This is a genomic window from Rhizobium sp. KDH_Rht_773_N (genome assembly GCF_052946295.1).
In genome coordinates, this window is sequence record NZ_CM129525.1 from 3,297,624 (window position 1) to 3,315,713 (window position 18,090).

General features: G+C 61.9%; 21 protein-coding genes and 1 tRNA gene. 12 read left to right on the forward strand and 10 right to left on the reverse strand.

The genetic code is table 11. The features are described from left to right. Positions 1-59: 59 nt before the first annotated feature. From ACU8HS_RS16280 to ACU8HS_RS16300, 5 genes are all read left to right on the forward strand, one after another. Positions 60-1,283 carry an MFS transporter gene (locus ACU8HS_RS16280; RefSeq protein WP_113412190.1) on the forward strand — a complete coding sequence of 408 codons (1,224 nt, stop codon included), beginning with the start codon at positions 60-62 and terminating at the stop codon, positions 1,281-1,283. 108 nt (positions 1,284-1,391) lie between these two features. Next, positions 1,392-1,745, forward strand: coding sequence for a DUF1428 domain-containing protein (locus ACU8HS_RS16285; protein WP_112703883.1), 354 nt, complete (start codon positions 1,392-1,394; stop codon positions 1,743-1,745). Positions 1,746-1,819: 74 nt separating this feature from the next. Next, positions 1,820-2,242, forward strand: a complete 423-nt coding sequence (locus tag ACU8HS_RS16290; RefSeq protein WP_112703882.1) for a secondary thiamine-phosphate synthase enzyme YjbQ — start codon at positions 1,820-1,822, stop codon at positions 2,240-2,242. 178 nt (positions 2,243-2,420) lie between these two features. Continuing rightward, the gene (locus ACU8HS_RS16295; protein WP_447014704.1) at positions 2,421-2,732 is read left to right on the forward strand and encodes a hypothetical protein; all 312 of its coding nucleotides are present in this window, start codon (positions 2,421-2,423) and stop codon (positions 2,730-2,732) included. Between the two features lie 152 nt (positions 2,733-2,884). Beyond that, complete coding sequence (locus tag ACU8HS_RS16300) at positions 2,885-3,238, forward strand: hypothetical protein (RefSeq protein WP_447014705.1); 354 nt, start codon at positions 2,885-2,887, stop codon at positions 3,236-3,238. Positions 3,239-3,349: 111 nt separating this feature from the next. Here ACU8HS_RS16300 and ACU8HS_RS16305 read toward each other — a convergent pair whose 3' ends face one another. After that, positions 3,350-4,093 (reverse strand): SIMPL domain-containing protein, encoded by a 744-nt coding sequence (locus ACU8HS_RS16305; RefSeq protein ID WP_447014706.1) that lies wholly within the window; start codon positions 4,091-4,093, stop codon positions 3,350-3,352. Between the two features lie 230 nt (positions 4,094-4,323). Between ACU8HS_RS16305 and ACU8HS_RS16310 the strand changes: the two genes are divergently transcribed. From ACU8HS_RS16310 to ACU8HS_RS16325, 4 genes are all read left to right on the forward strand, one after another. Next, positions 4,324-5,061, forward strand: a complete 738-nt coding sequence (locus tag ACU8HS_RS16310; protein ID WP_112564607.1) for a glycosyltransferase family 25 protein — start codon at positions 4,324-4,326, stop codon at positions 5,059-5,061. Continuing rightward, the gene (locus ACU8HS_RS16315; protein WP_447014707.1) at positions 5,055-6,401 is read left to right on the forward strand and encodes an O-antigen ligase family protein; all 1,347 of its coding nucleotides are present in this window, start codon (positions 5,055-5,057) and stop codon (positions 6,399-6,401) included. The genes ACU8HS_RS16310 and ACU8HS_RS16315 overlap by 7 nt, the downstream gene beginning before the upstream one ends. 60 nt (positions 6,402-6,461) lie before the next feature. Next, the gene (locus ACU8HS_RS16320; RefSeq protein WP_162706878.1) at positions 6,462-6,641 is read left to right on the forward strand and encodes a hypothetical protein; all 180 of its coding nucleotides are present in this window, start codon (positions 6,462-6,464) and stop codon (positions 6,639-6,641) included. A gap of 184 nt (positions 6,642-6,825) precedes the next feature. Then, positions 6,826-9,039, forward strand: coding sequence for an adenylate/guanylate cyclase domain-containing protein (locus ACU8HS_RS16325; RefSeq protein WP_447014708.1), 2,214 nt, complete (start codon positions 6,826-6,828; stop codon positions 9,037-9,039). Between the two features lie 34 nt (positions 9,040-9,073). On the opposite strand, the gene ACU8HS_RS16330 is transcribed toward ACU8HS_RS16325, so the two are convergent. From ACU8HS_RS16330 to ACU8HS_RS16340, 3 genes are all read right to left on the reverse strand, one after another. After that, complete coding sequence (locus tag ACU8HS_RS16330; protein ID WP_377310495.1) at positions 9,074-9,586, reverse strand: YHS domain-containing (seleno)protein; 513 nt, start codon at positions 9,584-9,586, stop codon at positions 9,074-9,076. 30 nt (positions 9,587-9,616) lie between these two features. After that, positions 9,617-10,207, reverse strand: a complete 591-nt coding sequence (locus ACU8HS_RS16335) for an ankyrin repeat domain-containing protein (protein WP_112759166.1) — start codon at positions 10,205-10,207, stop codon at positions 9,617-9,619. A 133-nt stretch (positions 10,208-10,340) separates the two neighbouring features. After that, positions 10,341-10,416, reverse strand: a tRNA-Ile gene (locus ACU8HS_RS16340). 407 nt (positions 10,417-10,823) lie between these two features. On the opposite strand from ACU8HS_RS16340, the gene ACU8HS_RS16345 reads away from it, so the two are divergent. Next, positions 10,824-11,192 carry a response regulator gene (locus tag ACU8HS_RS16345; RefSeq protein WP_447014709.1) on the forward strand — a complete coding sequence of 123 codons (369 nt, stop codon included), beginning with the start codon at positions 10,824-10,826 and terminating at the stop codon, positions 11,190-11,192. Positions 11,193-11,298: 106 nt separating this feature from the next. Here the strand turns inward: ACU8HS_RS16345 and ACU8HS_RS16350 are convergent, their stop codons facing one another. From ACU8HS_RS16350 to ACU8HS_RS16360, 3 genes are all read right to left on the reverse strand, one after another. Next, entirely contained in the window at positions 11,299-11,490 is a 192-nt protein-coding gene (locus tag ACU8HS_RS16350; protein WP_112564623.1) for a hypothetical protein, read from the reverse strand. Beyond that, entirely contained in the window at positions 11,487-12,152 is a 666-nt protein-coding gene (locus ACU8HS_RS16355; RefSeq protein WP_112564625.1) for an acyl-homoserine-lactone synthase, read from the reverse strand. The genes ACU8HS_RS16350 and ACU8HS_RS16355 overlap by 4 nt, the downstream gene beginning before the upstream one ends. A gap of 256 nt (positions 12,153-12,408) precedes the next feature. Beyond that, on the reverse strand, positions 12,409-13,134 hold the full coding sequence (locus ACU8HS_RS16360) for a LuxR family transcriptional regulator (RefSeq protein WP_112564629.1): 726 nt from the start codon (positions 13,132-13,134) through the stop codon (positions 12,409-12,411). A gap of 126 nt (positions 13,135-13,260) precedes the next feature. Between ACU8HS_RS16360 and ACU8HS_RS16365 the strand changes: the two genes are divergently transcribed. Then, a complete protein-coding gene (locus tag ACU8HS_RS16365) occupies positions 13,261-13,446 on the forward strand; it encodes a hypothetical protein (protein ID WP_007824145.1) in 186 nt (61 codons plus the stop codon). 32 nt (positions 13,447-13,478) lie between these two features. On the opposite strand, the gene ACU8HS_RS16370 is transcribed toward ACU8HS_RS16365, so the two are convergent. Beyond that, on the reverse strand, positions 13,479-14,876 hold the full coding sequence (locus ACU8HS_RS16370; protein ID WP_447014710.1) for a CehA/McbA family metallohydrolase: 1,398 nt from the start codon (positions 14,874-14,876) through the stop codon (positions 13,479-13,481). Between the two features lie 373 nt (positions 14,877-15,249). On the opposite strand from ACU8HS_RS16370, the gene ACU8HS_RS16375 reads away from it, so the two are divergent. Then, positions 15,250-17,178 (forward strand): DUF5054 domain-containing protein, encoded by a 1,929-nt coding sequence (locus ACU8HS_RS16375; protein WP_447014711.1) that lies wholly within the window; start codon positions 15,250-15,252, stop codon positions 17,176-17,178. 9 nt (positions 17,179-17,187) lie between these two features. Here ACU8HS_RS16375 and ACU8HS_RS16380 read toward each other — a convergent pair whose 3' ends face one another. Continuing rightward, positions 17,188-17,436: a DUF2934 domain-containing protein gene (locus ACU8HS_RS16380; RefSeq protein WP_113413890.1), complete on the reverse strand. Its 249-nt coding sequence runs from the start codon at positions 17,434-17,436 to the stop codon at positions 17,188-17,190. Between the two features lie 284 nt (positions 17,437-17,720). Beyond that, the gene (locus tag ACU8HS_RS16385) at positions 17,721-17,927 is read right to left on the reverse strand and encodes a hypothetical protein (RefSeq protein WP_112564633.1); all 207 of its coding nucleotides are present in this window, start codon (positions 17,925-17,927) and stop codon (positions 17,721-17,723) included. Positions 17,928-18,090: the final 163 nt, after the last annotated feature.

Here is an 18,090-nt window from a genome sequence, read left to right on the forward strand (position 1 = left end):
CCGCTCTTATAAGATTCCTATAAGCGTCTGCGGCCCGGCCGCAGGCCGGTGAATGCACAATGGACATTACAGTGAAAGAGCGGGACAGCGTTCTGCGCCATCCCGGCTATCTGAACTTCGCCGCCTCCCGCGTCTTCTCCTCGCTTTCGTTCCAGGCCGTGGCGATTGCCATGGGATGGATGATCTACGAACAGACGCACAGCGCCTTCGCGCTTGCCCTTGTCGGCTTCTGCCAGTTTCTGCCGATGGCGGTGCTGACCTTCGTGGTCGGCCATGTCGCCGACCGGTTCGACCGCCGGCGGATCGGGCTTGCCTGCCAGCTCATCGAAGCGATCACGTCGCTCGTGCTGGCGATCGCAACCTGGCAGCAATGGCTTACGCCGGTCGGAATGCTTGCCGCCGTCACCATCATGGGCGCGGTCGTCGCCTTCGAGAGGCCGACCATGGCGGCCCTTCTGCCCAATATCGTGCCGGCCTCGATGCTTCAGCGGGCGGTTGCCACCTCGACCTCGATGATGCAGACGGCGCTGATCATCGGCCCGTCGCTCGGCGGTCTTCTCTATGGCGTCAGCCCTGTCGTTCCCTTCGCGGTCGCGGCCGTGCTCTTTGCCGTGGCGAGCTTCAACGTCATCTCCATCCGCATGGAGTGGACGCCGTCGAAACGCGAGCCCGTAACCCTGTCCTCCGTCTTTGCCGGGGTTTCCTTCATCCGCAGCCGCCCGGTCATGCTCGGCACCATCTCTCTCGACCTTTTCGCGGTGCTGCTCGGCGGCGCAACGGCGCTGTTGCCGATGTTTGCCAGCGATATCCTGCATGCCGGCCCATGGGGGCTTGGCATGCTGCGCGCGGCACCCGCCATCGGCGCGCTTGCCATGTCAATCGTGCTTGCGCGCCGACCGCTGACATCGGATGTCGGTCGCAAGATGCTGCTGGCCGTTGCGATCTTCGGCGTGGCTACGGTCGTTTTCGCGCTTTCCACCAACATTGCGCTTTCCGTCGTCGCGCTGCTCGTCGTCGGAGCTTCGGACACGGTGAGTGTCGTCGTTCGCAGCTCGCTGGTGCAGCTCCTGACGCCGGATGACATGCGCGGGCGCGTCAATGCCGTCAATTCGCTCTTCATCGGCACGTCGAACCAGCTCGGCGAATTCGAATCCGGCATGCTTGCCGGCGTCATCGGACCGGTGGCGGCGGGTATTGCGGGCGGGTTGGGGACGATCGCAGTCGTGCTGCTGTGGACGCGGCTTTTCCCCGATCTCCTCAAGGTGAAGACCCTCCAGGGCTGACCGCCTGCTCTCCTTGCCGCATCGGGTGCCGGCGCTAATTGACGGCGCAATGTCGGATGTGGCCGGCGTCGAACGTCCTTCGGACGTTAACGCAAGAGGAGGAGTGCAATGTCCTACGTCGATGGTTTCATCGTCGCCGTTCCCCGCGAGAACGTCGATGCCTACAAGGAATTTTCCGCCTATGCCGGAGCGATCTGGAAGGAATACGGCGCGCTCGAATATGTCGAGTGCCTCGGCAATGACGTGCCCTACGGCGAATTGACCTCCTTTCCGCGCGCCGTCATGGCCAAGGAAGACGAGGTGGTCGTCTTTTCCTGGATTCTCTACGAATCCAGGCAGGCGCGCGACGAGATCAATGCGAAGGTGATGGCCGATCTGCGCCTTTCCAGCGACAAGTGGAAGATGCCGTTTGACGGCAAGCGCATGATCTATGGCGGGTTCGAGGAACTGCTGCGGCTTTGATATCCGATCCCTGCCATTGACTTGGACGGCAAGGCGCGCCACCTCGCGGCAGACAAACCGCGACGGAGACCGCCTTGCCCCAGACGACAGTGACACTTTCAACCCGCGGCCAGGGCCTTTACGAATTTACCGACCAGGTCAGCGCCTTCGTGCGCCGGTCCGGCATGGAGGAGGGGCTGCTGACGGTTTTCGTGCGCCATACGTCCTGCTCGCTGCTCATCCAGGAAAATGCCGATCCGGATGTGAAGACCGACCTCAACAGTTTCTTCCGCCGCCTCGTGCCGCCGTCTTCCGACCCGTCCATGCGCTGGGTCGTCCACACGATGGAGGGGCCGGACGACATGCCCGCCCACATCAAGGCGGCGCTGACCCCGGTTTCGATCGGCATTCCCGTCAGCCAGGGCCGGCTGATGCTCGGCACGTGGCAGGGCATCTATCTCTTCGAGCACCGTGACCGGCCGCATCGGCGCGACGTGGTCCTGCATTTGAGCCCATAGGCTGTTCCAGGCAATTGCGGGCGCAGAACCGCGGCAGGCTTTGCCGGCATTGCCCGGCGCCGTTAACCGTTGTGAATGTCAACTGAATGGGCGGTTCGAACGGCGTTCAGCTTTCCTCGTCTAGTCTTGCGACAATCCCGGAAGGGAGATCGAGGACACACCACGAGGAGATCGTCCCATGTCGCACTTTCTTGCCAAGGCTTCGCTTGCCGCACTGATTGCTCTGAGTTCCATCCCGCTTGCAGGCTCCGCCGCCGCCGTCGCCGCGCCCCAGACCGATTTCGTCGTCAAGGCGCAATATCATTATCGCCCGCCGGTTCGCGGCTGCTCGCCGATGGAGGCCATCCGCAAGGCCCGCTATTCCGGCCTGCGCGATGTGCGCATTTCCAACATTACGCCGCGCCGGGTTGTCGTTGCCGGCCGCGATCGCCGTGGCTGGGACCGCATGACCTTCGCCAATGTGCGCGGCTGCCCGCTCATGTATCGCTGATTTCTTCGGCCAGGGCCGGGAAAACGCGCGCCCGGGCCGTTTTGCCTTGACCGCGACACTTTCGCCCGTCTTCTCTCGGAACTGTATGTAAGTGATTCCGAAACAAGCTTCGGCAATTGCCGGCGCGGCTATCAACCACGAGGATCTTTTTCATGATGCAGTTTCTGGCGAAGGCAGGGTTTGCAGCCCTTCTTTCCGCTGCTGCGCTGGCCGGCACGGTTGCGCCGGCTTCCGCACAGGTCAATATCATTATCGGCGAACCCGACCGTCGTCCGCCGCCGCCGGATTGGCGCCGTCCGCCGCCGCCGCTGCCGGGTTACGGCCGTCCGCCGCGTGGCGGCTGCAATCCGCGCATGGCGGAAAATATCGCCGAGGATTACGGCCTGCGCCGCACGCATGTCGTGGATATCACGCCGCGCCGTGTCGTCGTGCAGGGCTGGGGCCGTCGCGGCCCCGACGAGATGACCTTCGGCAACGTTCGCGGTTGCCCGCTGCTGCGCCGCTGATATCAGGCGCCCGACCGCCTATCGCATAAAAACCGCCCTTGCCGACAGCAGGGGCGGTTTTCTTTTGCGCGGCTTTCCGTCAGGGCAGGGCGCCGAAGCGCCCCACGGACCTTACTGCTCGATTGCGAAGGTCACGCTGACGGTGACGTTGTAGCTGTTCTCGCCGCCCTGGACCGGCACGGAAGCGGCATCGGCGGCTTCCTTCATCATCGCGGTGCGGTAGACCGGCTGCGGCATCGGGCGCACGACATTCTCGCTGATTTCGATGACGCGGCCGATCTTGACGCCGGCGGCCTCGCTCAGCGTCTTCGCCTTCTTGATCGCGTTGGCGACGGCATCCTTGCGGGCGGCCTCAAGCGCCGCTTCCGGCTTGTCGTTGGTGAATTGGATATCGCCGCCCTGATTGACGCCGAGAGTGACGGACTGGTCGATGATCTCGCCCAGTCTGGACAGGTCGCGGACGCGCACCGTGACCGAGTTGCTGGTCTGATAGCCGATCAGTTGCGGCGGCTGCGGCTGGTTGTCGACCGGCTGCGGGTAATTGTACTGCGGCTGGATCGAGAAGCCCGAGGTCTGCAGGTCGCGGTCGGCAATGCCGCTCTTCTTCAGCGCGGCGAGCACCTCGCTCATCGCCTTGTTGTTTTCGTCGAGCGCTTCGCGGGCGGTCTTTGCCTGCTTGACCACGGCCAGATTGACGACGGCCATATCGGGAGCCAGCGTCGATTCGCCCTCCGCGGACACATTGATGACCGCTTCGCGCGGCCGGTTCTCCTGCGCCAGAAGCGGAGCGGATGCCGCCAGCGGCAGGCTCAGAAAGGCTGTCAGAAGGGCAGTCTTGGTATAGTTCGGCGCCATGTTCGTTCCTCGGCTGTTTGCGTCCCTGCGCGCTTTGTGTCTGGGGATTGTGAAGCTATTGCGGCAGAAACCGATAAGGGAAAAGCTTTACCATGACGATCGTTTTCGACTAAAGGGTGTAGAAGGGCAATCAACGCATGGTAGATAATGCGAGCATGTGGCTGTTGCCCGCGGTTCAGCCGCGACTTATAGAGAACCGCATTTCCGTCTCCTGCTGAAGTTTCGCCTCTATGAAAATCGGTGCCTATGTCATCAACCTGAACCGTTCCATCGCCCGCTGGGAAGGGCTGTCGCGGAAGGCCAGTTCGCTTGGGCTCGACGTCGTCAGGATATCCGGGGTGGATGGCTCGCAGATCGAGGCCCACGACAAGGCTGATATCGACAGGCGGCAGTTTCTCCTTCGCAACGGCAGGAACTATCTGCCGGGCGAGCACGGCTGCTATCGCAGCCACGTCAAGGCGCTGACCGAGTTTCTCGACAGCGGCAACGATGCGGCGATCATCATGGAGGACGATGTCGAACTGCAGGCCGATCTGATCGAGCGTGCGGAAGCCGTGCTTGCCGCGCTCCCGAAAGCGGAACTGGTCAAGCTGCTGAACCACCGCTCCAAGGGGTTCATGCAGAAGGCGACGACGAAATTCGGCGACGCCATAGGCCGTTGCATCCACGGGCCGCAGGGCTCGGCCGCCTGTTATCTGGTCACGCGATCGGGGGCAGGCAAGCTCCTGCGAACCATGGCCGTCATGGTCTATCCCTTCGATGTGGCATTAGAGCGCGGGTGGTCTACCGAGGTTAATACCTTTACGGTCAAGAACAATCTGATAGAGCTAGGGCCGAACAGCCACGAGACCGCGATTGCGACGAAGCTCGACTACAGGCGGCAGAAATTCAAGGGAATACGCCGCTCCGTCACGCATCTGCTTCGCGCCGCCGATTATGCAAGAAGGGTGCAATATTCTCTATGGTAGCGAGCGAAGAGCCGATCGCCACGCCCTCCCGCGTCAAATCCGTCCTTGTCATCCTGTGGCTGCTGATGATTTCGGCTCCCATCGTGGAAAGCGATACCTATCGCTATGTGGCGCTGCTGCTGATCGGGACGACCTTCGTCTGGTTCAAGCCGAATCTGAACCTGCTGCGGCGCGACTGGCTGGCGAATGCCTGTATCGCATGGGGCGCCTATGCGCTGCTGCGCTTCCTTTTCGGCCTGATCGTCGACGGCGAGAAGGGCGCGTCGGACTGGCTCTATGCCTTTCCGCTGTTTTTCCCCGCGGTCGGCATCGCGCTTTATTCCGGGCGCAAACATGTCGAAACGGTCATTGCGATCTATTTCCCGGCGGCGCTTGCCGCGCTGCTGGTCTCCACCGACTACCGGCTGATCCTTGAAGGCGACGTGCGCATTTCGCCGCTCTACCACAACAACCTCATTCATGGCGCGATCGGCTGCGGTTTCCTGATGATCGGCGCCTTCTACTGGCTGCTGAATGCCTGGGAGACCGGCAAGCTGGCGCGCCGTTCCGGTGTGTGGATCATTGCCGTCAGCATGTCGATTATCGCGCTCTGCCTCTTCAATATCTACGGCTCGAAGGCGAAAGGCGTCTGGCTGAGCCTCGTTCTCGTCGGGCCTCTCATGCTCGCTTCGCTGCTGCTTTACGCAGACAGGCGCCGTGCCGCCGTTGCGGGTCTGGTCGCTTTGCTCTTCATTTCGCTCGGGATCTGGGTCGGCTGGAACAGTATCTGGACCTTCGCCGGCCCGACCTATGAGGCTGCCGCGCGGATCGCCACAGAGGTTTCGCAGCGCGGGGGAGTGTGGAACGCTGTCGCCGCCGCCATTGCGTCCAGCGATACGCCGAATGCCATGAGCGAGCGGCTGCAGCTCTGGGCGAACGCTTCGGAAGTGATTGCCCAGGCGCCGTTCTTTGGCGCCGGAAACCATTGGCTCACGCTCTGGCGCTCGACCACCTATGCCAGCGTGCCTTACACGCTGCTCCACAACGGCTATTTCGAAATGCTCGTCCGCCACGGGCTGTTCGGCATCGTGGTTTTCGCCATTCTGGCGGGCGCCATGTACAGGCGCGTCCTGGCCGCGCGGAGGCAGAGGCTGATCAGCCTCAGCGCATTGCTGGCCTATACGATGGTGACGCTGTTCTTCCTTGGAACGATCCTGTCCAATTCCAACAACCGGCTGGCAATCGGCGAATCGTTCTTCTTCGTGTTTTCCGCGGTCGCGTTCGCCTGCGGGATCATGGTGAAGAAGGGGGAGATCAGGCAGGATACCGGCATCGTATCTCGGGACCGGAAGGCTGCCTGAGAGGGCCGGGGACCTCAGCCCAAAGGCATTGCAGAGCGCTCCTGCAACGGAGCGCCCGCGTTGTCAGATACCGAAATCGTCCAGAAACGAAGGATGGATGGCGGTTTTGCGTGCCTCGCGCGCATCACGATAGCGCTGCTGGGCAGAACCGAAACCATTGACGATCCGTCGCATGAGGCCGCTTTTGCGGCGTTTGAAAATCAGGGGCATAGAAAGCTCACTTTTTCTTATTTTTGTTAGCCGGCGAGCATATAATTTGTGCGCGATGCTGCAGCAATGGGCATTTTGGCATGCCACCTATGCAGAATATGACAGTGATGTGACATCGGGCGCAACGTCTCGTTGTCCATTGCAGCCAATGGCATCGGTTATGGCGGTCATGTAAGATGCCGGCCATGTCGTCCTTTCGGGGGAAGAGACGGACATGGAACGCCGCCTTGCAGCAGTACTGATTGCCGACATTGTGGGCTATGGCCGTCTAAGCCAGGTCGACGAGGAGGGCACGCGTCTGCGTTTCCAGGCAGATCTGAGGGACGTCGTCGCGCCGCTGATCGCACGCCACAGCGGAAGGCTGGTCAAGACGATGGGCGATGGGCTGCTGGTCGAATTCCACAGCGTCGTCGATGCCATGAACTGCGCCATAGACGTGCAGAAGCAGAAGGCGGAGCGGAATGTCGGCGTACAGGCCGACCGGCGCCTGGACTTTCGCATCGGCATCAACCTGGGCGACATTATCGTCGAGGGCGAGGATATCCATGGCGACGGGGTCAATCTCGCCGACCGGATGCAGGCGCTCGCAGAGCCCGGCGGAATCGCGATCTCGGGTGCGGCCTACGACCAGGTGAAATCGAAGCTCGCGGTCGGTTTCGTCTCTCTCGGCACTCAAAGGGTCAAAAGCATCGCCGAACCCGTGCGTGTCTACCGCGTGGTGTTCGATCCGGCCGCGGCGAAGACGTTTGCCAACCTGCGCAGCTATCTCGGCCGCCGGCGCACCGCGGCGATCGCCGCCGCCGTCCTCGCCATTCTGGCGGGGGCGGCACTGTGGTGGCAGCCGTGGATGCTGCTCGAAAGCCCGTCCTTGACCCAGCGCTTCGCCTATCCGCTGCCGGACAAGCCTTCCGTTGCCGTTCTGCCGTTCATCAATGTCAGCGGCGACGTGGCGCACGATCATCTTGCCGAAGGCCTGACCGACGATCTGATTACGGAATTGTCGAAAGTTTCCGGCCTGTTCGTCATCGCGCGCCATTCCGTTTTCGCGGTGCGCGACGATGGCGGCAAGATACAGGATGTGGCGGCCGAACTCGGGGTTCACTATGTCCTGGAGGGCACGTTGCAGCGCGCCGGTTCGCGATTGCGCATCAACGTCAAACTGATCGACGCGCTGACCGGGCTTTCGATCTGGGCCGAGCGCTATGACCGCGAATATGCCGATCTCTTTGCGGTGCAGGACGACGTCATCAGCAAGATCATTGCCGCACTTGCCATCAGGCTCAGCGACGGCGAGCGCACGCAGCTGGCGCAGATCCCGACGGAAAATCTCGAAGCCTATGATTATTACATGCGCGCCGAACAGGCGGGGCTCACCTATGGAGACGTGGCGACCTATCGTGAGGCGCTGTCCTATTACCAGAAGGCGATCGATCTCGATCCGAATTTTGCCGACGCGCATGCGGGAATCGCGCGGATTGCCGTCGATGTCTGGCGCAACGACTACAATATCCTCTGGTCGGCCGCCGTTGCCCGCAAGATCGCCTACGACGCGGCAGGGGAGGCGCTGAAGATCGATCCGAACAATGCGCGCGCGCATACGGTGCTTGCGCTCCTGCAACTGGTCGACGGGCGCCAGACGGAGGCACTGATTTCGGCCAACCGCGCCGTGCAGGCGCAGCCGAGCGATGCCGAAGCCTATGCCAACCTGGCGCTGGTGCTTGCGCATATCGGCAGTCACGAGCAGGCGGTCGAGGAAATGGAGAAAGCGCTGCGTTTCGATCCTTCGCCTTCGGCGGGCTTCCAGTTGCTGGCCGGCATCGTTTTCTACATCGTCGGAGACGAGGACCGGGCGATCTCGCTGATGGAGGCCGCCCGCGACGCCTTGCCCAATGCGGAGGCGGCACGCGAATATCTGACGGCGGCCTATATAGACGACGGGGACAGGACGCGCAGCCTGCAGGAGAAAACCAAGCTGCTCGAGCTCTTTCCCGAGAGCAACCTGACCTATTACAGCTATCTCTACGACTACTGGCGCAGCGACGATCTGAGCAAGCATCTCGGCCGCCTGCGCAAAGCCGGCATTCCCGATTGGCCCTTTGGTTTCCAGGGCGAGAAGGGCGATCTCGTCACCGGCGAAGAGCTACGCGACCTCATTAGCGACAAGACCTGGACCGGCAAACACCGCAACGGCACGCAGTTCGTGCAGTTCTTCGACAAGGCGGGCAATACCGCCTATCGCAGCGCCAATACGAACATTACCGGCACTGTCGAAATCAGGGGAGACTGGCTCTGCGAGAAATTTCCGGGCTATTTCCTCGACCGGATGGTCTGCGGCAACGTCTACCGCAATCACGCGACCGAAGAGCCCGGCGCGACATATGTGCATGTCACGCCGCAGGCGCTGAAATTCTTCTCGATCGAGCGCTGACGGGCAAAGCCCGGATTGTCAAAAGGGCAGCCGCCTATTGGGCGGATGGATGCTGCCAGTCCTTCTGCGCCTTTTCCGAGATCAGGATGTTCTGCACTTCCGACCAGTGCTTCTGGGAATCGACCACTTTCGTCGGGTTCTTCACCAGTCCCTCGGCGGCCCCCGGATCGTAGCTGATATAGAGCTTGCCATCGATGATCCGCCAGGCATTCGGGTCGATATTGGTCGTCACCGTTCCGAAGGACACGCCATCGGCGCAGTAGCCGCCATATTGCGGGGCATATTTGCCGGGATCCTTGACGAACATGTCGCGATGTTCGGCGCTGGCGAAATACCAGGTCGCGCCCAGCCAGTGGTGGGAATATTGCGGCGATCCCTGCACCGCCTTGTCGTCGGTGAAATAGGCGACCGGGTCATAACCCTTGATCGCCACATCCCCGAAATAGCCGGTATTGACGAAATCCTCCGCCGGGGCGGGTTCGGCAAGCAGCAGGACGGCAAGGCCGCCCATGGCCGCAGCCTTCACAAATCCATTCCAGTGAGACATTTCATTGCTCCCGTTTCCAGGCGCGCACGGTCATTTGCGCTTCGTGCACTCGTCATAGAGCCACTGACCGGTAAGGTCCGCGCCCTGACAGGCGGCGCCCGCTTTCAACAATAGAGTGACGGAATCCCAGTGCGACCGCCATCCGGCCTGCGTCACCGGCGTGTAGCCGTTTCGTTCCTTCGGCTCGATATCGGCCTTCTGCGCGAGCAGGAAAGCAATGATATCGGCGTGGCCTTCTTCGGCTGCGGCGTGCAGCGGCGTCATGCTGTAGAAGTTCTTGTGGTCGTTGACCGAGGCACCTCTCGCCACGAGAAGTTCCACGACATCGAGATGGCCGCCATAGGCCGCCGCATGCAGGGCCGTCAGCCCGCCCTTGTTGCGGATTTCGATGTCGCAGCCCCGGTCGAGAAGAAGGGCGACGACATCGGCCTTGCCCGAAAGAGCTGCAATCAGCAGCGCCGGCTCGCCGGTGGCGTCAGGCTCGGAGAGGTTTGCACCCTGATCCGCAAGCTGCCTGACGCGCTCGACATTGCCCTCGCGCGCAGCGTCATGCAGCGGTCCCGCCGAAGCGGCGGAAATCCCAAGGCCGAGACAGATGAAGCTTGCCCAAAACACATTCATCGCGCACCCCCGTCTTGCCATCCCTGGCCTCACAAGCGCGAAAACGTGGTTAAGCTATCATGAATATGCGCAACCGACAATAAACAGGGGTGCCATTGAAGGGGCCTATGGCCGCTTTGGCGGTTTGGGAAAATGGTGGGCCCGGAGGGACTCGAACCCCCAACCAAGCGGTTATGAGCCGCCAGCTCTAACCATTGAGCTACAGGCCCGGCACGTTTCGTGCGGTAAGCCGGGGCAATGGCACCCGCGGCTTTTGTCCGCTTAACGCAAATCCGGGGCAGTCACAAGCCATGAGCGCAAGCATCTGTGGACGATGGATATTTCCGCTTTGCCCTCTGGAACCTTCGCGCGCCGGCTACATTTATCGCAGTCAGATCACAGCATGTCGCGCAAAAGTGCAGAGCGGTTTTGCGATAACGACATGCGAAAACAGGAACCTCGTGTCGCGCAAAAGTGCAGAGCGGTTTTGCGATAACGACATGCGAAAACAGGAACCTCGTGTCGCGCAAAAGTGCGGAGCGGTTTTGCGGACGAGATGGGGGAACAGGAGGCTGAAGCGTTGCACGCGGATCGAGGGATCGCGGCGCGCGTTTGGGCTGGAGAGGGCAATCGCAGAATGGTGGCTTCCCAGGGTGCCGTGGTGCTCATCGTCGAGGATGAGCCGCTGATCAGGTTCAATATTCTGGACGCGCTCGAAGACGTGGGGCATGTGGCGCTCGAGGCCGGGAACGCGGATGAGGCGATGGTGCTGCTGAAAGCGCGCAACGATGTCGATATTCTCTTCACCGACGTCAACATGGCCGGTTCGATGGACGGCATACAACTCGCCAAGCGGGTGCGGGCAATGCGGCCGAATATCGGCATCATCATCACGTCCGGCCTGGTGCGGCTCGATCCCATGTCGCTGCCGGCCAATACGGCTTTCCTGCCGAAACCCTATCAGCACGAGGCCCTGATTTCGGCGATCGCTTCGATGACGCGCTAGCCGCTGTTGCGGCTCTCGATCTCCGGGGGAGTGCCGGAGATCGAGAGGCGCGGCCAGGGCTGAAGGGGAGGTCTGCTTCAAGCCCGGCCGCTGCCCCGGGGAGCCGTCAATTGTAGCTGCTCTTCAGCAGGTCGTTTTCCTGATGCGCCTTCTTTTCGTAGATCGTGAAAAGAGCCATCGAGAGGAGATAGGAGAGGAAGGGGTCTCCCATCTGCGTGGCGATATCGCGGGATGCGAGGATATGCCGTTCCAACGCACCGATGTCTTTTTGTACGGCGGTTTCGTTTAAGCGGTTCATGCTGCCATCTCCAGAAATTGGGTCACGACGGAACGCGTCGGGACGTAGCGGGTATAGAGGGGAGTATCGATGCCGAGGGATGCGCGCATCTTGGTGAGAACGCGCTCGGAAACTTCGAAGGCGCCGCAGCAAACGGGATATTTGCCGTAGCCGTCGGCGCGGCCGAGTTCCTCGACTTCGGCGCCGGCGCGCTTGTAGACGCGCTTAAGATGGGGTTCGTAATTGGAAATCATGGTGTGGATGCCGTGATCGAGGGCGCATTCGCAGAGCGCGAGCAGCAGCATGGAGAAGGCGCGGCCGGCATCGATGTCGGGGAAATCGGCTGATATCGCTTCTTCGTCAATGCACATGCGGGTGCCTTCCCAGATGCCGGGGGCGACGAGATTGGCCGCCTGCGGGAAGGTTGCACGGAAGACGTCGTAGAGGAGGGTCGGTCCGGTCGTCGGCATCAGGCGCATGCCGCCATAGAGGCGCGTGCGGGTTTCGTTGCACCAGACGAGATAGGCCGGGCAGAGCGAGTCGTAGCTGTCGCGCTCGAAGGGGCCGATTACCGGAACGTTCCAGCCAAGAGTGTCCGCAAAGACTTTCTTGCGCAGGCGGAACATCTGGTCGAGTATGAAAGCGTATTTCTGATACTCATGTGCCTGAATGATAACGAACATTTTGCCCTCCAGCGTGTTTGGTTCGTGAGGGCAGAATGGTTCAGGACGGCGGGGCCGGAAATTCCCTCATATGGGCGCCCACAGATGATCCCCCGCATATGAGGGGGTCGCCCGGAGGCCTTTCCGGCCTGCCGGCAGAACGCTTCGATCCGTCGAGGAAGCGAGCGGAAGCGCGGCGCGATCCTTCCGGTCCGCCCCCGGCACTTCAGGTCTTGTTGGCGCAAGACGGACGGCTGCCGGTCCTTGCGATGCAGGCTCAGGGATTGATGATGCGCAGTTGCACGGCTCGCGAGGCGGCTGCGGAAATGGTGGCGCAGCCGAGTTTGAAGCGGGCGGTTTTCAGGTAGTCGCGGGTCGTATGTTCGGAAATCCCGAGAATGACGGCAATGTCCTTGTAGTCCTTGCCGAGTGCCGTCCAGTGCAGGCATTCGATTTCGCGCGGGGAAAGCGCCGGCACCGGGTCGTTCTCGCCATGCAGTTCGTAGATGGCCTTGCGGTGGACGAGATGGGCGATTTCGATCCACTCGTTGCGATAGGTCTTGACCATGGTGGTCCAGTCGTCGAGCGGAATGCGGGCATTGATCGACAGCAGCGCGCGGCGCTGCGCCTTGTCGGCGACGGGGATCGAATAGCCGTTGCCGCCGATCCCGTGCTTCTGGGCGTCGACCAGCATGGCATAGGCTTCCGGTGTCGGCTCCACCTCGCTCCAGTCGAAAGGCAGCTGGCGCTCGAAGCCCTGCTTGACGATCGGATCGACCTTCACATAGCTGTTGAGCAGGTAGCGCGAGACCCAGGCATCGGGATAGGTGGTGCGCACGAAGGGGGAATCGATCCTTGCGGCGATGGTCTGCGCGAGGTGATAGGTGACGTAGTCGACGGCATACTCCGCCTGGAAAATGCGGATGGAAGCATCGACATTGGCCGCAGCCTTGATCTGTTCGAAAACAGGTTCGAACTTTTGCGAATAACTGATTTCCGTCATCGTGCCGCCTGCCTCAAACCGTTCAATCCTACCGCGAGGAATGTCAAAAATACAAGGCATCCCCACATATGCGGGGAATGACTTTTTCAGACCCGTCTGTTAGCGCCTTTTTCGGGGAGGCTCCAGATGGACAGCAAGAGAACGTTCGATATCGCCGAATGCCATCAGGCAGCCAAGGGGCTGAGATCGAGCTGGCAGGATATGGCCGGCTCCGAAGCGCTGATCCGCGCGCTCGTCGCCGAGCGCAACGGCGATACGTTGCTTGCCTTGTTCTGGACCGAGGTTCACCGGACGCTCTGCGAAGAAAAATAGCCGCTCCTTTACCCTAACATCAGCCGGGAAATTCATTCGATATAGACGGGATTGGCGAGCGCGCGCCGGATCGGCTGCTGCGCCAGTTCGATGCCGCGCAGCTGCCAGGAAAGCGGCCTGCCGGAAATCGCAGCGTTGAAATCGTCAAGCAGTCTTTCGCGCGCGGCTTCGGCAATGATTTCGGCGCGCAGGAAGGTTTGGGGCCGTCCCGAAAAGCTGCCCTGCCATTCCTGCGCCTCGATCGTTTCTTCGGCGACAATGCCCGACGCGTCGAGCCAGACGATGCGATCGCCCCTTGCGCCGCGGATCTCGGCCGTCGCCGAGACCGGCCCGGAAACGGTCGCGCCCATCGGGAGGCCGTTGACTGTCAGCGACAGATGCGGGCCGTCGGGGCTTTCGGTAACGTAGCCGCGGCCGGCCTTCATGGCGGCAAGGACCGCCGCTTCCGAAAGCTCTTCCAGCCACAGCACGGTCGTCGGTCGCGCCAGCGCGAGCGGTCCCTCGGGCATCAGGCGGGCGGGCTGGTGGAAATCGCTGCCGCCGATCGCCGAAAGGCGCCGGCCGGTTGCGAGGCGTTCCTGGTAACGGGCGAGCGCGACCCAGTTCCAGGCCATCCAGCTCGATTGCCAGACTTCCATGCAATCGGCCTCGGGAAGCTCATAGTCCCAGGGAATGGTCGGTTTGTCGTGGTTGATCGACAGCAGGCCGCCGCGCTCGTGCACGAGCCTTGCCAGCGTGTGGGCGTGTTCGGGCCGCGTCATGCGAAAGTCGATCCAGTCGTCGATGCCGTAGACATTGGCGTGACCATTCGCCGTCGTCACCTCCATGGCGCGGATAAAGACGAGGTCGGGCGAAGAGGCCGGATGAAAATAGCGGCGCTGGCTGATCGTATTGTGATCGGCCACGGCGAGGAAATCGAGACCGGCCTGTCTTGCGGCTTCGTGGAGCAGTTCGGGCGCGCCTGCCGCATCCGAATGGAAGGTGTGGCAGTGAAGGTCGCCGCGATACCAGCCGGCGCCCTTGCGCACCGGCAGGGTGCGAACCGGCTGCGGCCGCAGCTCGCGCGGGCTTGCGTCGTGAAGGAGCGTCAGGGCGATATCGGCGCCCGATGGCGGCACCTTGTAGAGGCCGAGCATGATGCGCCAGCGTCCGGCCGGCATTTCGCCGTGAATATAGCCCGGCGTCGCGTCGTCTGTGGCGACGAAGAAACTGTCGCGGGCGCCGCCGCTCCAGCCGCGAAAACCCTGGGATGACGGGTAGACGGTCGCACGGGGATCGAGAATGCCGAGATCGATGATGCAATCCTCGGCCTTTTCGTAGGCCATCGTCACGTCGAGGCGGGTGGTGCCGGCCGGAATGTCGAAGGGCACGTAGAAATAAGGATCGCTCGCCCGGTCGGCAGGTGTGACGTGGACAGTGAGTTCGCTCATCGGGTGGGCCATCGCCAGAGGTTCGGATACGTCGTGTAAAGCAGCAAGATGACAGGCATATCGCGAACCTATTGCGCCGACCATCCAGGCGGAATGGCGTATGAACACGTCTTCATTTTCGGCCGTCAATTAATGAGCGTCTCATGATTCAGGCAAGGCATGCGAGAGCGAGAGAGACAAAATATTCAGCATATTCCGATATCTCGCTGAATTATGCTTGACGGATCGTTACCATGAAGCGCAAAGGTGCCTGTGGAAACGATTACACAGCCGCGGTTGTATCATATCGGGAAGGATGGCTGGTCCGGCGTTGGATGCGCAGCGTCCTGCCTTGAGCGCGGGGCTGCGGCGGCAACGGCCCAATGGAATGGAAATGACCGAAAAGCGCGTGCATCTGGTCTTCAAGACCCATCTCGACATCGGCTTTACGGACCATGCCGAAAAAGTCCGCCGTCAATATCACGAACGCTTCATCCCGCAGGCGATCGAGACCGGCGCGCATTTTTATGCCGAGAACCCGAAAGAGCCGAAATTCATCTGGACGACGGGCGCCTGGCTGATCTGGGATCACCTCAATTCGCGCTCGCCTGCCGAGGTCGCCGCACTCGAGCAGGCAATCGAACGGGGGCTCATCCGCTGGCACGGGCTGCCCTTCACCACTCACACAGAGCTGATGTCACCGGACCTGTTCTGCGCAGGCCTTTCCTATTCGCAGGAGCTCGACCGCCGTTTCGGCAAACGGACGATCGCGGCGAAGATGACCGACGTTCCGGGCCACACGCTCGGCATGGTGCCGTTGCTGGCGGAAGCCGGCATCCGCTTCCTGCATCTCGGCGTCAATACCGCGTCGCCGCCGCCCGACGTGCCCGACGTTTTTCGCTGGCGTGCGCCCGATGGGGCGGAAGTCGTCGTCATGTACCAGCGCTCCTACGGCGAGACCTATTTTCCGGAGGGCTTCGACGACGGGCTGAGCTTTGCCCATACGCAGGACAATATCGGCCCGCAGAGCGTGCCGCAGACGGCCGAAGCCTATCGCGACATGCGCCGCAGCGAGCCGGATGCGGTCATCCGCGCGGCCACGCTGGAGGATTATGGCGCGCTCCTTTGGGACGCGCGGGAGCGTTTTCCGGTGCTGGAGCTGGAACTCGGCGACAGCTGGATCCATGGCAGCGCCGCCGATCCCATGAAGACGGCGAAGTTTCTTGCCCTGCAGCGGCTCTATGACCGGTTTGCGGGCGAGAGGCTTACGGCGCGGCGGCTCGCCTTCGGCCGTGGGCTCGCCATGGTGGCCGAGCACACATGCGGCGTCGATATCAAGTCCTACCTGCGCGATGACAAGGCCTGGGCCAGGGCCGATTTCGAGGCGGCCCGCAAGGCGGACTACCGGTTTGCCTATACCGAGGCGTCATGGGACGAGCAGCGTGGTTATATCGACCAGGCGGTCGGCGAACTCGATGCGGCCGACCAGAAACAGGCGCAGGCCGTCCTCGCCGAATTGTTTGCGCCCGCGACTGTCACCGGCGGGGGACGTGAGGCCCACCTGGCGGCCGGCGGCTGGTCGATCGAGCTGGACGAGGCGACCGGCGACGTGACGGGGCTGACCTCGCCGGAAGGGCGGCGGATATGCGGGCGCGATGGCGCACTGATCGCCTATCGCTACGAGAGCTACGACGCTGCCGACGTCAACAGGCATATGGACACCTATCTGACGCATCGGCAGGAATGGGCGGTGCTCGATCATGACAAGCCGGGCCTTGGCCGATCGGGTGCGGCGCTGTCGAAAATCTTCGTGCCCCGCCTCGAAAGCGCGGGCGAGGGCGCACTTCTGCTTTCCATGCCGGCCGAAGCCACCGAGCGCTTTGGTGCGCCACGGCAGCTCGTCATGACGTTTTCTGCCGAAGACGACACGCTGCAATTGCGGCTTTCGCTGCGCGACAAAGCCGCCAACCGCATGCCGGAGGCGAGTTTCCTGTCCTTCAAGCCTGAGCGCGCCGGCGACTGGGCGTTCAGGAAAATGGGCCTGTGGCACCCGTGCGGACATTATGCGCGGTCCGGCGGCGCGCAGCTTCAGGCCGTCTCGGCCGTCCGCGGCATGATCGAAGACGCCGGGACGCTCGAAATCGTGCCTCTGGATACGCCGCTGGTCGCGCCGCAAAGCTGGGATTTCATGACCTTCTGCAAAGACCTGCCGGATTTTGAAGAGGGGGTCCGCTTCAACCTGCACAACAACAAGTGGGGAACCAATTTCCCGATGTGGTGGGAGGGCGAGCTCTCCGCCCGTTTCCGGCTCCGCCTGGGTTAGGCGGCCTGCTCATACCGCTCGCGGAAGCTTGTGGTTTTCGCTGATCCGGACCGCAGGCTTGCGCGGTTGTGCAATTTTCGGGCGGAATTTTATGAGGACCTCGTTGCCGTCTGCCGAGGCGCGCGTGCGCTCCAGCCGGTCGCGCTCGGCCGTTGCCTGATGCCAATGCTCGGCGTCGCGGCCCTGCGGCCTGCCTTCCGCTTCCCAAATTGCGTAGGCGCGCTTGCATATCCAGTCATGCCGGGAGGTGTCGCTCATGGTTGCGTCCTTCTTGAGCCGCTCTTTGGCCGCCACCGAAACCACACGACTGGCCCTCCGCCGAAGGCGGTACCTCAAGCTCGTCTTGTGGATGGTTCCGGCAATGTGCCGGCATTTCGATGGGGCGGGCATGGCGTTCTGCCATGCTCACGGTAAGAACGATTTCACCTGAGATGTGTTCCCGGCATGGTCCGTGAAATTTTGCCCGAAGCGAGGGCCGCTACTCCGGGCGCGAACGCGCATTGGCGGCTTCGTGCCCTTTGCGGATTCTGACCTTGCCATCGTTACTCGCGGATGTGGTCCGGCAGTACCGGCGGGCGGCGCTTGGCGGCCATCAACAGGTCAAGCTCGACCGATGATGGTCCGAAGCGGGTAAAGAGGCTTTCTGCCTGTTCGTTTTTCAAGCCATATTTGGCGGCGAATTCGTGAAGGCTGTACGGGCGGCCACGCAGGGTCCGGCTCCGTCGTTCGGGTTGACGAATTTGCGTCATATTGATCTCCCCAGGCTCGATTGCTGAGGGGAAACCGGTCAGGCCGTTAAAAGTTCCGAAGGCCGGTTTCAGGGCAGTCTTGCCGCCGGAATGGCCGCTTGCCTCTCTTTCTGCGCGAAAAAATACCCTGGACTATTCATGAATTTCAATCGGTTAGATATTC

Coding starts and splice junctions, on each gene's coding strand:
- ACU8HS_RS16280 (WP_113412190.1), top strand. CDS start 60: ATGGACATTACAGTGAAAGAGCGGGACAGCGTTCTGCGCCATCCCGGC.
- ACU8HS_RS16285 (WP_112703883.1), top strand. CDS start 1,392: ATGTCCTACGTCGATGGTTTCATCGTCGCCGTTCCCCGCGAGAACGTC.
- ACU8HS_RS16295 (WP_447014704.1), top strand. CDS start 2,421: ATGTCGCACTTTCTTGCCAAGGCTTCGCTTGCCGCACTGATTGCTCTG.
- ACU8HS_RS16300 (WP_447014705.1), top strand. CDS start 2,885: ATGATGCAGTTTCTGGCGAAGGCAGGGTTTGCAGCCCTTCTTTCCGCT.
- ACU8HS_RS16305 (WP_447014706.1), bottom strand. CDS start 4,093: ATGGCGCCGAACTATACCAAGACTGCCCTTCTGACAGCCTTTCTGAGC.
- ACU8HS_RS16310 (WP_112564607.1), top strand. CDS start 4,324: ATGAAAATCGGTGCCTATGTCATCAACCTGAACCGTTCCATCGCCCGC.
- ACU8HS_RS16315 (WP_447014707.1), top strand. CDS start 5,055: ATGGTAGCGAGCGAAGAGCCGATCGCCACGCCCTCCCGCGTCAAATCC.
- ACU8HS_RS16325 (WP_447014708.1), top strand. CDS start 6,826: ATGGAACGCCGCCTTGCAGCAGTACTGATTGCCGACATTGTGGGCTAT.
- ACU8HS_RS16330 (WP_377310495.1), bottom strand. CDS start 9,586: ATGTCTCACTGGAATGGATTTGTGAAGGCTGCGGCCATGGGCGGCCTT.
- ACU8HS_RS16335 (WP_112759166.1), bottom strand. CDS start 10,207: ATGAATGTGTTTTGGGCAAGCTTCATCTGTCTCGGCCTTGGGATTTCC.
- ACU8HS_RS16345 (WP_447014709.1), top strand. CDS start 10,824: ATGGTGGCTTCCCAGGGTGCCGTGGTGCTCATCGTCGAGGATGAGCCG.
- ACU8HS_RS16350 (WP_112564623.1), bottom strand. CDS start 11,490: ATGAACCGCTTAAACGAAACCGCCGTACAAAAAGACATCGGTGCGTTG.
- ACU8HS_RS16355 (WP_112564625.1), bottom strand. CDS start 12,152: ATGTTCGTTATCATTCAGGCACATGAGTATCAGAAATACGCTTTCATA.
- ACU8HS_RS16360 (WP_112564629.1), bottom strand. CDS start 13,134: ATGACGGAAATCAGTTATTCGCAAAAGTTCGAACCTGTTTTCGAACAG.
- ACU8HS_RS16365 (WP_007824145.1), top strand. CDS start 13,261: ATGGACAGCAAGAGAACGTTCGATATCGCCGAATGCCATCAGGCAGCC.
- ACU8HS_RS16370 (WP_447014710.1), bottom strand. CDS start 14,876: ATGAGCGAACTCACTGTCCACGTCACACCTGCCGACCGGGCGAGCGAT.
- ACU8HS_RS16375 (WP_447014711.1), top strand. CDS start 15,250: ATGACCGAAAAGCGCGTGCATCTGGTCTTCAAGACCCATCTCGACATC.
- ACU8HS_RS16380 (WP_113413890.1), bottom strand. CDS start 17,436: ATGAGCGACACCTCCCGGCATGACTGGATATGCAAGCGCGCCTACGCA.
- ACU8HS_RS16385 (WP_112564633.1), bottom strand. CDS start 17,927: ATGACGCAAATTCGTCAACCCGAACGACGGAGCCGGACCCTGCGTGGC.